The organism is Mesorhizobium prunaredense (genome assembly GCF_900156895.1).
Lineage (GTDB): Bacteria > Pseudomonadota > Alphaproteobacteria > Rhizobiales > Rhizobiaceae > Mesorhizobium > Mesorhizobium prunaredense.
Genome location: NZ_FTPD01000010.1, coordinates 56,459 through 69,890, shown reverse-complemented (window position 1 = coordinate 69,890; position 13,432 = coordinate 56,459). Strand labels below are relative to the sequence as shown.

Genomic DNA, 13,432 nt, shown 5'->3' with positions numbered 1-13,432 from the left:
CCAAATCAAGTGTCACACCTAACTACAACATCTGAAGCGAGGACATTTCATGACCAGGCAATTCGTGTTCTCTTCCGAATCCGTCGGCGCAGGACATCCCGACAAGATGGCCGACAATATCTCAGATGCCGTCCTCGATGCGATCCTTCGTAAGGATCCTGAGGCTCGCGTCGCTTGTGAAGCGTTGGTGAAGTCAGGATTGGTCGTTCTGGCTGGCGAGATCACCAGCCATGCGCAGATCGATTACAGCCAAGTTGCCCGCGATACCATTTTGGATATTGGATATGACGACGATGCCATCGGCTTTGACGGTCGGCGTTGCGCGGTGGTCCTGGCCCTAACCGAGCAATCGGCCGACATCAGCCAGGGCGTCGACGAGGGACGAGGGCAGGATCTCGAGCAGGGAGCTGGGGATCAAGGACTCATGTTCGGTTACGCATGCAACGAGACCGAAACATTGATGCCGGTGCCAATCCAACTCGCTCACGATTTGACAAAAAGACAGGCAGAGGTGCGGAAAAGGGGGCGGCTTAGCTGGCTGCGCCCTGATGTGAAATCTCAAGTCTCCGTCCGCTATGAAGGTCTGCGCCCCGTGGCGATTGATACCATAGTCCTGTCGACGCAGCATGACGGGGAGGTCTCACAAGCCACGGTCCGCGAAGGCGTCATTGAGGAGATCATAAGGCCGGTCTTGCCCCCCGACTTGGATACGACGGGGATAAGGTTCCTGGTCAATCCAACAGGCCGGTTCGTGGTCGGTGGGCCGCGCGGCGACTGCGGGCTCACCGGACGCAAGATCATCGTCGATTCCTACGGTGGGATGGGGCGTCACGGCGGCGGCGCCTTTTCCGGCAAGGACCCGTCCAAGGTTGATCGCTCGGCCGCATATGCGGCGCGGTACGTCGCAAAAAATGTCGTTGCAAGCGGCCTTGCGGATGTCTGCGAGGTTCAGCTTGCCTACGCGATCGGTGTGGCCGCGCCGGTGTCTATCCTGATCAATACCTTCGGAACCGCAAAGATCGACGAAAAAAGGATCGAGCGCGTCGTTCTTGAGCTTTTCAATCTCCGACCGAAAGGCATCATCAAGATGCTTGATCTCTTACGCCCAATATACCGCAAAACCGCGACATACGGACACTTCGGCCGCGAAGAGCCGGAGTTCACGTGGGAAAGGACGGACAGAGCTGAGGACCTGCTGCGTGAGGCAGGACCGGCAGCAGCGTGATGCGCCGATGTTGGATGCAGCGGCATACGGCAACTCCATTCCACACCTGCAAAAACCCGCCCGCGCCCGGCGCGGCAGAGGGTGGGTTTTTGGCGGAGATATGAATAGATGCTGGACTATGACGTGCTTTGTATCGGTAATGCCATCGTCGACATCATCGCCCAGTGCGACGAGGCATTCCTGGAGACCAATGGCATCATCAAGGGCGCGATGAACCTGATCGACACGAGGCGCGCCGAACTGCTCTACAGCCGCATGGGCCCGGCCATCGAAGCTTCCGGCGGCAGCGCCGGCAACACGGCGGCGGGCGTCGCCAGCTTCGGCGGCCGCGCCGCCTTCTTCGGCAAGGTCTCGAACGACACGCTCGGCGAAATCTACGCCCATGACATGCACGCGCAGGGCGTCGCCTTCGACACCAGGCCGCTCAATGGCGAACCGCCGACGGCGCGCTCGATGATCTTCGTCACGCCCGACGGCGAGCGCTCGATGAACACCTATCTCGGCGCTTGCGTCGAACTCGGGCCGGAGGATGTCGAGGCCGACAAGGCTTCGGGCGCCGCAGTCACCTATTTCGAGGGTTACCTCTGGGACCCGCCGCGCGCCAAGGAAGCGTTCCGGCAGACGGCGAAGCTCGCGCATGCCGCCGGCCGCGAAGTTTCGATGACGCTGTCGGATTCGTTCTGCGTCGACCGCTATCGCGACGAGTTTCTGGACCTGATGCGCTCGGGCACCGTCGACATCGTCTTTGCCAACAGCCACGAGATCAAGTCGCTTTACCAGACCGCCTCCTTCGACGAGGCGCTGGCGCAGATCCGCAAGGACTGCAAGATCGCCGCCGTCACCCGCTCGGAAAAGGGCTCGGTGATCGTGCGCGGCGACCAGACCGTCACGATCGATGTGACCAAAATCCGCGAATTGGTCGACACCACCGGCGCCGGCGACCTCTATGCCGCCGGCTTCCTCTACGGCTACACGCAAGGGCGCAGCCTGAAGCATTGCGGCGATCTCGGCTCGCTGGCGGCCGGGCTGGTGATCCAGCAGATCGGGCCCAGGCCGAGGCAGAATCTGCGCCACGAGGCTGAGCAGGCGGGGTTGTTGTAGCGGCTGGGCACTTCCGCGACGTGCTGGCCTCCTCCCCTTGTGCAGGCGGTCGAGGCAAGCGTGTGTAAATTGAAATGTCGTATGCCCGTCCGTGAAAGATGGCTTTCCTTTGAAGTTTCTGATTATCGAGACTCAGGACCTTGTCGCACCTGCGGGTAGCAGTTCGGGGCGATCTTGATCATCACCATGCCGACGTTTGGCGCAAGTCGTTCAGAGCTCCACCCCAAGTACCGGACTATGTTCTTTGAAGACAACGATCGTTCAGCGTGACGTCCCTGCCCTCCTCGATCGGCCCGACGATGAAGACTACTGCGTCGAGGCTGGAGGCGGCGGCGGCAGCCTTGCGGGCCTGGCGCCCAGCTCACTGATCTTCGCCCGCACAATCCAGCGGATCGCGCTGGGCCCTCCCACGCTGAACGGCGCCACCGCTTGCGGCGCCAACATGCCCTCGTCCGAAGCCTTCGAGACCCGCGACCGAATGTCCCGCTCAATGCTCTTCCCATCGTCCACCTCCATCCCGGTGGATGTTGAATCAACCCAGAACGCAGCCGTCACATCACAGTCGATTCAACGATCACAGGACGTGCTCTAGGAGCCTAACTTCCGTTGTGCAGGCTAATCCAAGGGATCGCGAAAAGCGCAATCACCATAGGTGTAAGGAGATTCTGATGTCGAACATGATGAAGGCGCTGGTCAAGGCCAAGGCCGAGCCGGGCATCTGGATGGAAGAAGTGCCGGTGCCGGAAATCGGCCCGAACGACGTTCTGATCAAAATCAAGAAGACCGCGATCTGCGGCACCGACGTCCACATCTACAATTGGGACCAGTGGGCGCAGAAGACCGTGCCGGTGCCGATGGTGACCGGCCACGAATTCGTCGGCACAGTCGCCGACTTCGGCGCGGCGGTCACCGAATACAAGATCGGCCAGCGTGTTTCGGGCGAAGGCCACATCGTCTGCGGCCATTGCCGCAACTGCCGGGCGGGCAGGGGGCATCTGTGCCGCAACACGCTCGGCGTCGGCGTCAACCGGCCGGGCGCCTTCGGTGAATATCTGGCGATCCCGCAGCACAACGTCGTGCCGATCCCCGACGACGTGCCCGACGAGATCGCCGCAATCTTCGATCCGCTGGGCAATGCGGTTCACACCGCACTGTCCTTCGATCTGGTCGGCGAGGACGTGCTGGTCACCGGCGCCGGGCCGATCGGCATCATGGGTGCGCTGGTGGCGCAGTGCGTCGGCGCGCGAAAAGTGGTCATCACCGACATCAACCCGGTGCGGCTGGCGCTGGCGAAAAAACTCGGCGTCCAGCATGTGGTCGACGCGTCGAAGGAAAAGCTGCGCGACATCATGCCGGCGCTCGGCATGACCGAAGGTTTTGACGTCGGCCTCGAAATGTCGGGCGCGGCACCCGCCTTCCGCGACATGATCGACGCCATGAACAATGGCGGCAAGATCGCCATTTTGGGCATAGCGCCGACCGGCTTCGAGATCGACTGGAACAAGGTCATCTTCAAGATGCTGCATCTCAAGGGCATCTATGGCCGCGAAATGTTCGAGACCTGGTACAAGATGATCGCGCTGGTGCAGGGACCGCTGGATGTCTCAGGGCTTATAACGCACCGCATCGGCATCGATGATTTCCAGACGGGGTTCGATGCGATGCGCAGCGGCAGTTCCGGCAAGGTGGTGATGGACTGGTAGGGCGATGGCCGGCGTGACTTTGCGAAGGTGCTGACGGGACACCACCCTGGCCTGCCGGCGATCTCCCCGCGAGGGGCATCGCTGGTGCAAGGCAGTGGCTCCTCCCCAACGTGCGCCGCTCAATCGTCGGCGCGTATCGCGGCCCAATCGGACGACGCTTGTGGCAGTTCGCCCAGATCGGTCAATCAATGCTCACAGGCCCCGACGCGATCGTCTGCTTTCCCAATGCCTAGGATCGAGGCCGAGGTGTTGTGGGCGTTTCAGTCGGCAAGATGGGATATGTGATCTCCGGTCGCTTTCCGGTCAGCGAATGAAGGTAGGCAACGATCCGATCGATTTCGATTTGCGTTAGCTCTTGGCCAAGCTGGGTGGTGCCCATGATAGCGACCGCCTCTCTCAGGTCCCAGACCTTGCCCGAATGAAAGTATGGCGCGGTGATTGCTACGTTGCGCAGCGACGGCACGCGGAAAACATAGGAATCCTCTGGTACATTGGTGACGGCAAATCGTCCCTTGTCGTTCTCCGGCAGAACGTCGGCGGTAGGCTTCTCAACGAGGCCGAATGGATAATAGCCTTCCCCACCAAGATTGACACCCGAATGGCAGGACGAGCAGCCCTTTTCGATGAAAAGGGCCAGGCCCTGTTTCTCTTCAGGACCGATGGCTGTGTCATCGCCATTGAGGAACGCGTCGAAGGGGGCCGGCGTGACCAGTGTCCCCTCGTAGTCTGCGAGTGCATTGGCTACGTTTTCGAGGGTGATGGGATCGGCTTCCTCCGGGAAAGCTGAATGGAACCACTCCACATATTGCGGCATCGATTTGAACGTCTCGACCACTCGATGCGGTGTGTTGGCCATTTCGACACCGGCCTGTATCGGCCCTTTGGCCTGAGCTTTCAGGTCTTCGGCGCGACCGTCCCAAAACTGTGATTTGTTGAAGACAGAGTTAAACACCGTCGGCGCGTTGCGCTGCCCCTTCTGCCAACCATGGCCAATCGAAGTTTCACGATTGTCGTCGCCCCCGGTGGCCAGATTGTGGCACGAGTTGCAGGAGAAAACGCCTGAGGACGAGAGGCGTGGATCGAAGAACAGTGCCTTGCCGAGGGCAATCTTCTCCGGCGTGATCGGGTTGTTGGTGACCGCCGGCGTGAATGGCAAGGGCTTGAAGGTGGCCAGTGCCGTTTCTCTGAGGTTTGGCGGAATGGACTGCGCAGCAAAAGCTGTGGCTGCCACCAGCGCAACAGCCACCGCAGTGAACAGAATTTTCATAAATGGAGTCCTTACCGATGTGCACGGAAACCATTCTCCACATGCGGCCTGCGAACGCCCTGCGCTAGATCAGCGGATCGAGGGAACCGTGCCTGCCGACCAAGCCAATTGAGCGGCGGAAACAGTGACTGCGGTGTATCATCGCCCGACGGCGGATTGGATTGGTGGGCGCGCGCAATCGCTGTTGTTCGCCTGAGGGTTTGGTCGGTTCCGTGGCCTGTCGCCACATGCTGCCGCAACGCCAACCTGTTTCATACGCGCAAGCTTTTCTGCCCGAGCGAGTGCACGGCTCATGGTTTACAAGCTTTCTGCGTCTTCCTTTTGCAATTCAAACGGACGAGATCGGGACTGAACGGCGGATACTGGCGCAGTTATGGACAGCGATTACCGCGCAGATCAGTCTCACGACGGCGTGACGTGGCGCTATAGACCTCAATGTTGGACGAGCAACGAACAATCCTGTCGCGAGATTTGTTGCCTTCATCGGAAATCACCACTAGAAGCGACGCTCCGCAGACCAATCCACCGGAGAGTTTCATGCCAGAAGAAGACTTCAAAAACATCGACAACCTCATCCAGCTTACCGCAGATGTTGTCTCAGCCTATGTTTCCAACAATCCCGTTCCGGTGGGGGACCTATCTGCCCTGATCGGCCAAGTGCACGAAGCTTTGAAAGGCACGGCGGCCGGTCGCGTCTCGGCACAAGAGCCGACGGTGTTGACGCCGGCGGTCCCGATCAGAAAATCGGTGACGCCGGACTACATTATCTCCCTTGAGGACGGGAAGAAATTCAAATCGCTGAAGCGTCATCTGTCGACCCACTACGGACTGAGCCCTAGTGAATATCGTGCCAAATGGGGTCTGCCGGCGGACTATCCCATGGTCGCGCCGAACTATGCGGCTGCGCGCTCTGCGTTGGCCAAGACAATGGGACTCGGCCGCAAACCGAAAGAGCCTGAAATCTCGGCGCCCGAGAAGCGATCTAGAAAGAAGGTACCAGCGTGACTTCTTCCGTCTAAACCCGTTGTGGGCTGGCGGCTCGATCGGCATAATGTCAGCGAAACATTGAAAAGGCGGGACCAGGTCCCGCCTTTTCCTTGCAGATGGTGTGACTACACGCCGCGAAGCGGAATGGAATTGACATAGCGCAGAGACACAGGAGGACGCAGCGGTAAAAGGGCCACTTTTCAGCCCGGGACGGAAACTGTTGCAGACCTCTATCCTGAAAGAATATCGCGAGGCTCTCCTGCCTTGGTACACCATCTATCCGACTGTGCCGGAGTTCACCGCCGCGGTCGGCGCCGAAACTTATGAGGAATGGCTTAGGGGTCTGCCGGCTGACGATTCGGTGTCGCTCTATCTCCACATTCCGTTCTGCCGATCGATTTGCTGGTATTGCGGCTTCCCTACCACCATCACCCGCAATGATGCGCCGATCCTCAATTATCTGGCGGTGGTGCGTGACGAGATCCGTTTGGTCTCGGAGCAAGCGCCGCAGGGGCTGCTCGTGAACGACGTGCATTTCGGCGGTGGAACCCCGACTCTTATCGGGCCAGCGGGGTTTTTGGCCATGATCGAACTCCTGCGCCGCCGCTTCGCGTTCAGGAAACCCGCTACGATCGCCGTCGAGATTGACCCGCGCACGTTCACGGCCGAGATCGCCGAAGCGTTGGGAGCAGCCAACGTGAACCGCGCGAGCCTCGGGGTGCAGAGCTTTGATCCCATTGTTCAAAAAGCGATCAACCGGGTCCAGAGCGAGTCGCAGACGGCCGCTGCCGTCGAAGAGCTGCGTCGGCATGGAGTACGCCGCATCAACTTCGATCTAATCTTCGGTCTCCCGAATCAGACGGTAGAGTCCTGCGTCCAGACCGCGACGGCGGCGGTCGCCATGCGCCCCAACCGGCTTTCGGTGTTCGGCTACGCGCACATTCCGTCCGTCATAAAGAATCAGCGCCTGATCGAGGAGACAGCGCTGCCGGACAGCGTTGCCCGCGCCGAACAGGCTGGGGCCGTGGCAGACACGCTGGTTGCGGCCGGCTACCAAGAGATCGGCCTCGACCATTTCGCCTTGCCGGACGACGAACTTACGCTGGCACAGGCTTGCGGTCGCCTACGGCGAAACTCGCTGGGTTACTCGGCCGACACCTGCAAAACCCTGATCGGTTTCGGGGCGTCGGCTATCGGGCGTGTCGGCGAGGGCTACGTCCAGAACGACGTTACACGGGGGTTCTACAGCCGGCACATAGCAGCTGGCCGTCTGGCCACGTCAAGGGGCTACCATCTCACAGACGAAGACCGCGTGCGAGCCGCAATCATCGAGCGGCTGATGTGCGATTTGGAGGCCGATGTGCCGGCAATCTGTGCTGCCCATGGATTTGATCCGATCCGTCTTCTCGATTCAGCTGAACGCTTGGCGATGCTGGCCGAGGACGGGATAGTGGACATCGAAAAGGGTTTCATCCGAGTGCGGCAGGAGCATCGCTTCGTGATTCGCGCTGTTGCTGCCGCATTCGATGGTTTTCTCGACCGGGTTAGCCCCTAAGCACAGCCAAGCAGCGTGAGGAGAGGCCAAAGGGATGACCGCTCGTTGCTAAACGGCACGCTCGTAAATCACCGCAGGCGCCGGTGACGGCGCCCTTGCGTCGCTTGAAGTGCTCGGCGTTTTCCGAATGGACGAGCGTTGCCGTCTATGAACGCGTCATAATCATTCGACAGTGACTGGTTTTGCGAGATTGCTCATCTTCTCGACATCTGTGCTCATGAATACCGCCGTTTGGTCGGTAAGAAGCTGTATCGGCAGCGAGACGATCATCGGCGCGAGGACCTCGTCGGTGGCCGGCAGCACGATCGTGTGCATCGTGTCAAGTTTCGATGCGGCTGCCCCTTTTTTCATCAAAGATAAGGATCAACAGTTTGGCGTTATAGACGGAAACTAGCTTAGCCATAGCTAGTAACGACGCGGATACGATCCCAGAATTCTAAAGCCATCGATCGCCGCCAAAGTAGCCAGCGCGGGATGCGTCGAAACGTGTCCAGCGACATCGATGACATATTGATGGGTGTCCAGCCGCTTGCATGTCGGACGCTCATAGATATTGAGAACGACTAAATGTTCCTTCGAGAACATATTCAGTACATAACTGAGATTTTGCTCTGAAACGCGGAGGTGAAGTGTCGTCCGGTCGAACCCTGTAGGCGGAGGGGTCTTGCGCCCAAGCACCCACCACCGGGTTACGTTATGTAGGCCTTCTTCGATTCCTGTTCGCAAGATCTGCAGATTGTACAACTTGGCTCCAAGTGCAGGACCAAATGCCGCTATCGAGGGAGCTTTTTGCTCAGCCACGAAAGATGTCGTTCCCATGCGGCTCTCTCGCTCGACGTTCGGCATGTTCTCGTCAAGCCACGCGGCCACCTCCTGCAAGGCTACGGGGTGCCCCATTACCTTGGTGATCGTCGAGAAACTCGCATCCTTGCTCGCAATGAGGCTGTAGCTCAGAACCTTCGGATACTCGGCGATAATCTTGGGAGACCTCAAGCTCAGGATCTGATCGAGGTAAGGAGTGGTTCCGACCAGAGAGGTCGTAGCTGGGGCGCAAGCAACGTCGACGAAGCCATTTTCATACGCTTCGAACAATCCGTCGCTGAACGGAACGAGTTCAACTTGGTCACCAAAGAGGTCCAGCGTGGCTTGATGGGTCCAGGTCCCCTCGGGGCCAATGTACCCGGCCCTCTTGATCCCGGAGGTGTCAATCGCTGGAAGCTGCTTGAATTGCTCGTTCATTTTCCCGGCCACACTCGGTCGAGAGTGCGTCAGATCCCTCATTCCATGAAATTCACATATAGAAAGGTTCGTGACATGAAAATACTACCGCTTGATTGAACTCGAGGCTTGGCTGGCCATCAGAGTACAGAGCAGTGCTTCCAAATGAACCCCGACCAAAGACGGGGCTGTCTCCCATCGGCTGGAAGACGTTCGTCGATCCAATCCTTCGAGCTCCGCGGGATGGGCATACGTATTGCCCTTGACCACTCCGGCTCCGGCTCCGCTATTGCGGCCTTATTAGCTGTGTCAATTCACTATGGAAAAACTAACTGTCAATAGGAGACAACACAACCTTCACAATTCAATATCACACCTTCACATAAGATACACATCTTCTAGTATACATTTACAGTATCAACATGAATCCGTCGCCACTTTGCCCCAATTAACTTAGATGATCTTCAGCACCTTGCAACAATCACGGCTTCATTACCGAACGGCCGCCGACCATTTCGGCGTTGCACTCCAACGGTTGTCTCGCAGGTTGAGAAGCTCAGATTCTGGAGATCGCTCCGGTGGAGGGGAGTGGCGCAATGGTGTCGTATGCAGCGGCTGCTGAATTGAACCCTCGCGAGGTGATGACGCTGCTTAGTTTGAGCTGCGCAACACAATACGTGAGTGTTCCTGATCCATCTTGCGCCAACTTCAGCCAATGGCTTCTCAGGAAACCGCACCCATCGCTCAATAGTGTCTCCTTTCTCGGTAAAGGCGCGAGCAATGGGTAGGCCACCAGATCGAGAGCGGTCGGCCACAGCACGTTCCGCCTGGTGGAGGCGGCTAGCACCGCAGGCGTTGAGCAGTGCGTCGACTGCACTGCTTCGGGACAATTATATACGGGCGATTCTCTTTCTTATAGTTTCTGCGGTCGCTACGAGCACTGCAGGAATGTTCGTAAGGGCCCTGCCGATTTCTACTTGGACAATTTTGTTTTGGCGCAGCGTGTTTGCGGCGGCTTTCCTTGCAGTTTATCTACTTGCAACTGGTCATAGAGCCGGCTTTCGGCCGACGATGCAGGGCATGGCCATCGCGATCTGTCTCGCTGTTAACATGCTCGCATTCATCCCAGCGTGTCAGTTTACCTCAACTGCCAATGCATTCATCATCTTTTCGGCTGGACCAGTCTTGACGGGCATCTTGGCGTGGTTATGGCTGAGTGAGGACCTTCGCCCAGCGACCATTGTAGCAGCGATAACCATCCTCATAGGCACCTATGTGCTCGTTGCTGGAGCAGGATCGAAATCTGAACTTTTTGGCAACGCCTTTGCGATTGTCACGACTGTCACGATGTCGATCACTACCGTGCTGATCCGTCGCCACCGAGAAGAGTCGGTTCTATCCTTCATCTGTTTGGCCAATGCTTTTGTTGCCCTGGTCAGCTTTTGGTTTTGCGAACCTTTTTTTCCGAATCTCCGAGATCTGGGACTTCTCGCTTTGTTCGGTTTCGTGCAACTCGCGTTTCCTGCTGTTTTCTTCCTGGCCGGCACTCGTCGACTTCCGGCGTGCCAGGTCTCTCTGATTCTGGCACTGGAAGCGCCACTCGCGCCATTGTGGACCTGGCTCGCATTCCGTGAAATGCCGACTCGTTCAGACCTCATCGGAGGAAGTATCATTACTGTCGCCGTGGTCGGCTATCTCGTAGTGATGGCGAGGTCCATCAGATCGGAACGCGAAGGCGCCGCGAGCTAGCAATCGAGCGGTGTGTGAAGGGACCGGGACCCACAAGAAGGTCGCAGCTTGATGTCATCTATCCACATTCGTTCTGATGCGTACAGCTGCCGGCGGTATCTGCCGCGAAGAATCTGCTGCAGAACATAAGAAGCCGGGGACCCGCCCCTCTTCACTCGCAAACATCTTGTTTCAGTAGAAATTAGCAGCTTCCCACAATCCTGCCCCGGTCTGCGATGGGATCCGTGTTCTTGGCCGCTCTTATGGGGCGAGTCAGTGGCACGTCTGCCCGGCTTGCCGGGCAGACGCAGAAAAGTTCAGCCAGCTTTGCTGAGACTGCCAGCGGAGGACTTCCCAGTACGGCGGTCCTGTTCGATCTCGTAGTTGACCTTCTGACCCTCATTAAGGGTCGAAAGGCCCGCTCGTTCGACAGCGGAAATGTGGACGAAAACATCCTGACCGCCATTGTCGGGCTGGATAAATCCAAATCCCTTGGTGCTGTTGAACCACTTTACCGTTCCGGTCGCCATGATCGTATTCCTTTGTAACCATTTCAATGTGGGCAGGCCATAAGCCAGTCCGCTTCATATCCGAGATTTTAGGGGCAGCAAAAGCGAAAATTGCAAAAGCGCCGGTCCAATCGCAAGCGGCTCGCAAGACCCACCATGACCGCCTGTCGCCGGAAGCATCTCCCGCGCTGGCGCTCGGAATGGCCCAAGAGACAAGCGGAGCCTGCAACGCTCCGGAAAGTTGCAGAACCGCATCTATCGCTGGTTTGGAGTCCTACCACGGGATCTGTTATCTACCGATGTGAGCAAGGGCACGCTGGCGACCCAGCAACTACGGGCGCGCGCTAACGCCACCATATTCGTCACTCTCCGAAGGGTAGTTCACCTAGCCACCTTTTTAAGCGGCAAGGGCTTCCCATTCGGCCGTGTCAGATGCCCGACAATGTCGGATACGCAACACAGCAGGTCCGATAACCACATTGCCGGAACGGTTTTCCCATTTGGCACGGTTGGTGCGTGCTCATGGCAAACGCGTCACGAAGCCAGGAGAGTCGCCCCATGATCCCCCACCAAAAAATGCCGCGCCACCTTTCCCCGACGCACTCAAAGATAACGCTCGAGTCGGGCCTGGCAGCATGCTGAGGGCTCATCTGGCCCGGCGCCGCCCACCGATCCACCTTCTCGCAGTGAGGGCGACGAGGACGCGGCACCTTCAAAATGAGGGACAACTCACTTCGCCTCGAACCTTGCCCATCGCCCGGTCATCACATCCGAAGCCAGCGATAAATCTTCGGTCTGGCTGGCTGGGCGGGACACTTTTTGCGGCTGCGCTGGCGTTTGTGACCACCGCTCCGGTTCTGGCGGCCACCGATGATATCAAGGCAACGAATTTCCTGCTCGACAACGGCATGGAGGTGGTCGTCATACCCGATCACCGCGCGCCCATCGTCACCCATATGGTGTGGTACAAGATCGGCAGCGCCGACGAGCCGCCGGGGAAATCCGGCATCGCGCATTTTTTCGAGCATCTGATGTTCAAAGCGACGGCCAATCACGCCGCCGGCGAGTTGAACCGCGCGGTGGCCGAGATCGGCGGCTCGCACAACGCCTTCACCTTTTACGACTATACCGCCTTCTACGAAAGAGTAGCGCCCCCGGCATTGGAGCAGATGATGAGCTTCGAGGCTGACCGCATGCGCAATCTCACCCTCACGGATGATGTCATCAACACCGAGCGGGACGTGATCCTCGAGGAACGCCGCTCGCGCATCGACAGCAATCCGCAGGCAGTGCTCGGCGAGGAGGTCGACGCCACGCTCTGGCAGAACCAGCCCTATCGCATTCCGGTGATCGGCTGGATGCACGAGATCGAGAAGCTGAACCGCACCGACGCCGTGGTTTTCTATGACAATTACTACCGGCCGAACAACGCCGTGCTGGTGGTGGCAGGCGACGTCGAGCCTGAGAGGGTGAAGGCGCTGGCCGAGAAGTCTTATGGCAAGGTCCCGCGTGGTCCAGACCTGCCGCCGCGCACCCGTCCGGTCGAACCCGAGCAGAACACCAGGCGCACGGTGACGCTCACTGACGCGCGTGTCAGCGTGCCAAGCTTGTCGACGCAATGGGTGGTTCCCTCCTATCACACTGCGAAGCCGGGCGAAGCGGAAGCGCTGGACCTGCTGGCGGAGATCCTCGGCGGCGGTAGCCGCAGCCGGCTCTACCAGCAGCTTGTCGTCAAGCAAGGCATTGCCGCCGAGGCCGGCGCCTTCTTCCAGGGCGACATGCTCGATGCCACCAACTTCACCGTCTATGGGGCGCCGCGCGGCGACGCCAAGCTTGCCGACATTGAGGCTGCGGTCGACGCCGAGATCGCCCGCATCGCCAGGAACGGCGTCACCAGCGACGAGCTGGAGAAGTCCAAAGAACGCTTTATCCGCTCGGTAATCTTCGCCCACGACGAGCAGAACTCCGTCGCCAACATGTATGGCTCCACGCTTGCCACCGGCGGCAATGTGAAAGACGTCGAGGAATGGCCGGACCGCATTCGCAACGTCACCGCCGATCAGGTGAAGGCCGTTGCCGCCCGCTACCTCGTGTCTGACCATTCGACGACTGGCTATCTCTTGCCTAAGGAGAATTGAT

Annotated in this window: 10 protein-coding genes and 2 pseudogenes; 7 read left to right on the top strand and 5 right to left on the bottom strand. The window is 58.7% G+C overall.

Going from position 1 to position 13,432, the window contains the following annotated elements:
* The first annotated feature begins 49 nt into the window (after positions 1 to 49).
* On the top strand, positions 50 to 1,225 hold the full coding sequence (gene metK / locus BQ8794_RS09745) for a methionine adenosyltransferase (RefSeq protein WP_077376206.1): 1,176 nt from the start codon (positions 50 to 52) through the stop codon (positions 1,223 to 1,225).
* Between the two features lie 108 nt (positions 1,226 to 1,333).
* Positions 1,334 to 2,326, top strand: coding sequence for an adenosine kinase (locus BQ8794_RS09740; RefSeq protein WP_077376203.1), 993 nt, complete (start codon positions 1,334 to 1,336; stop codon positions 2,324 to 2,326).
* A gap of 256 nt (positions 2,327 to 2,582) precedes the next feature.
* On the opposite strand, the pseudogene BQ8794_RS37325 reads toward BQ8794_RS09740, so the two are convergent.
* Positions 2,583 to 2,842: pseudogene (locus tag BQ8794_RS37325) on the bottom strand (IS630 family transposase); the annotation flags it as partial.
* 152 nt (positions 2,843 to 2,994) lie between these two features.
* Between BQ8794_RS37325 and tdh the strand changes: the two are divergent.
* Positions 2,995 to 4,029, top strand: a complete 1,035-nt coding sequence (gene tdh / locus BQ8794_RS09730) for an L-threonine 3-dehydrogenase (protein WP_077376197.1) — start codon at positions 2,995 to 2,997, stop codon at positions 4,027 to 4,029.
* A gap of 229 nt (positions 4,030 to 4,258) precedes the next feature.
* Here the strand turns inward: tdh and BQ8794_RS09725 are convergent, their stop codons facing one another.
* Positions 4,259 to 5,296, bottom strand: coding sequence for a cytochrome-c peroxidase (locus BQ8794_RS09725; RefSeq protein ID WP_077376194.1), 1,038 nt, complete (start codon positions 5,294 to 5,296; stop codon positions 4,259 to 4,261).
* A 537-nt stretch (positions 5,297 to 5,833) separates the two neighbouring features.
* On the opposite strand from BQ8794_RS09725, the gene BQ8794_RS09720 reads away from it, so the two are divergent.
* Both BQ8794_RS09720 and hemN read left to right on the top strand, forming a co-directional pair.
* Positions 5,834 to 6,301: a Ros/MucR family transcriptional regulator gene (locus tag BQ8794_RS09720; RefSeq protein ID WP_077376191.1), complete on the top strand. Its 468-nt coding sequence runs from the start codon at positions 5,834 to 5,836 to the stop codon at positions 6,299 to 6,301.
* Between the two features lie 202 nt (positions 6,302 to 6,503).
* Positions 6,504 to 7,838 carry an oxygen-independent coproporphyrinogen III oxidase gene (gene hemN, locus BQ8794_RS09715; protein WP_077376188.1) on the top strand — a complete coding sequence of 445 codons (1,335 nt, stop codon included), beginning with the start codon at positions 6,504 to 6,506 and terminating at the stop codon, positions 7,836 to 7,838.
* A 162-nt stretch (positions 7,839 to 8,000) separates the two neighbouring features.
* On the opposite strand, the pseudogene BQ8794_RS09710 reads toward hemN, so the two are convergent.
* Both BQ8794_RS09710 and BQ8794_RS09705 read right to left on the bottom strand, forming a co-directional pair.
* Positions 8,001 to 8,186: pseudogene (locus BQ8794_RS09710) on the bottom strand (hypothetical protein); the annotation flags it as partial.
* Between the two features lie 57 nt (positions 8,187 to 8,243).
* Positions 8,244 to 9,077: a prephenate dehydratase gene (locus tag BQ8794_RS09705; protein ID WP_167378689.1), complete on the bottom strand. Its 834-nt coding sequence runs from the start codon at positions 9,075 to 9,077 to the stop codon at positions 8,244 to 8,246.
* A gap of 759 nt (positions 9,078 to 9,836) precedes the next feature.
* On the opposite strand from BQ8794_RS09705, the gene BQ8794_RS09700 reads away from it, so the two are divergent.
* Positions 9,837 to 10,805, top strand: a complete 969-nt coding sequence (locus BQ8794_RS09700) for a DMT family transporter (RefSeq protein ID WP_077376182.1) — start codon at positions 9,837 to 9,839, stop codon at positions 10,803 to 10,805.
* Between the two features lie 296 nt (positions 10,806 to 11,101).
* Here BQ8794_RS09700 and BQ8794_RS09695 read toward each other — a convergent pair whose 3' ends face one another.
* Complete coding sequence (locus tag BQ8794_RS09695) at positions 11,102 to 11,314, bottom strand: cold-shock protein (RefSeq protein WP_077376179.1); 213 nt, start codon at positions 11,312 to 11,314, stop codon at positions 11,102 to 11,104.
* A gap of 809 nt (positions 11,315 to 12,123) precedes the next feature.
* On the opposite strand from BQ8794_RS09695, the gene BQ8794_RS09690 reads away from it, so the two are divergent.
* On the top strand, positions 12,124 to 13,431 hold the full coding sequence (locus BQ8794_RS09690; RefSeq protein WP_425293530.1) for a M16 family metallopeptidase: 1,308 nt from the start codon (positions 12,124 to 12,126) through the stop codon (positions 13,429 to 13,431).
* The last annotated feature ends 1 nt before the right edge of the window (position 13,432 follow it).

What these genes read in the sequence shown, in the direction of transcription:
- BQ8794_RS09725 (WP_077376194.1), bottom strand. Translation starts at nt 5,296, where the DNA reads ATGAAAATTCTGTTCACTGCGGTGGCTGTTGCGCTGGTGGCAGCCACA.
- BQ8794_RS09695 (WP_077376179.1), bottom strand. Translation starts at nt 11,314, where the DNA reads ATGGCGACCGGAACGGTAAAGTGGTTCAACAGCACCAAGGGATTTGGA.
- BQ8794_RS09740 (WP_077376203.1), top strand. Translation starts at nt 1,334, where the DNA reads ATGCTGGACTATGACGTGCTTTGTATCGGTAATGCCATCGTCGACATC.
- BQ8794_RS09705 (WP_167378689.1), bottom strand. Translation starts at nt 9,077, where the DNA reads ATGAACGAGCAATTCAAGCAGCTTCCAGCGATTGACACCTCCGGGATC.
- BQ8794_RS09700 (WP_077376182.1), top strand. Translation starts at nt 9,837, where the DNA reads ATGGGTAGGCCACCAGATCGAGAGCGGTCGGCCACAGCACGTTCCGCC.
- BQ8794_RS09720 (WP_077376191.1), top strand. Translation starts at nt 5,834, where the DNA reads ATGCCAGAAGAAGACTTCAAAAACATCGACAACCTCATCCAGCTTACC.
- tdh (WP_077376197.1), top strand. Translation starts at nt 2,995, where the DNA reads ATGTCGAACATGATGAAGGCGCTGGTCAAGGCCAAGGCCGAGCCGGGC.
- metK (WP_077376206.1), top strand. Translation starts at nt 50, where the DNA reads ATGACCAGGCAATTCGTGTTCTCTTCCGAATCCGTCGGCGCAGGACAT.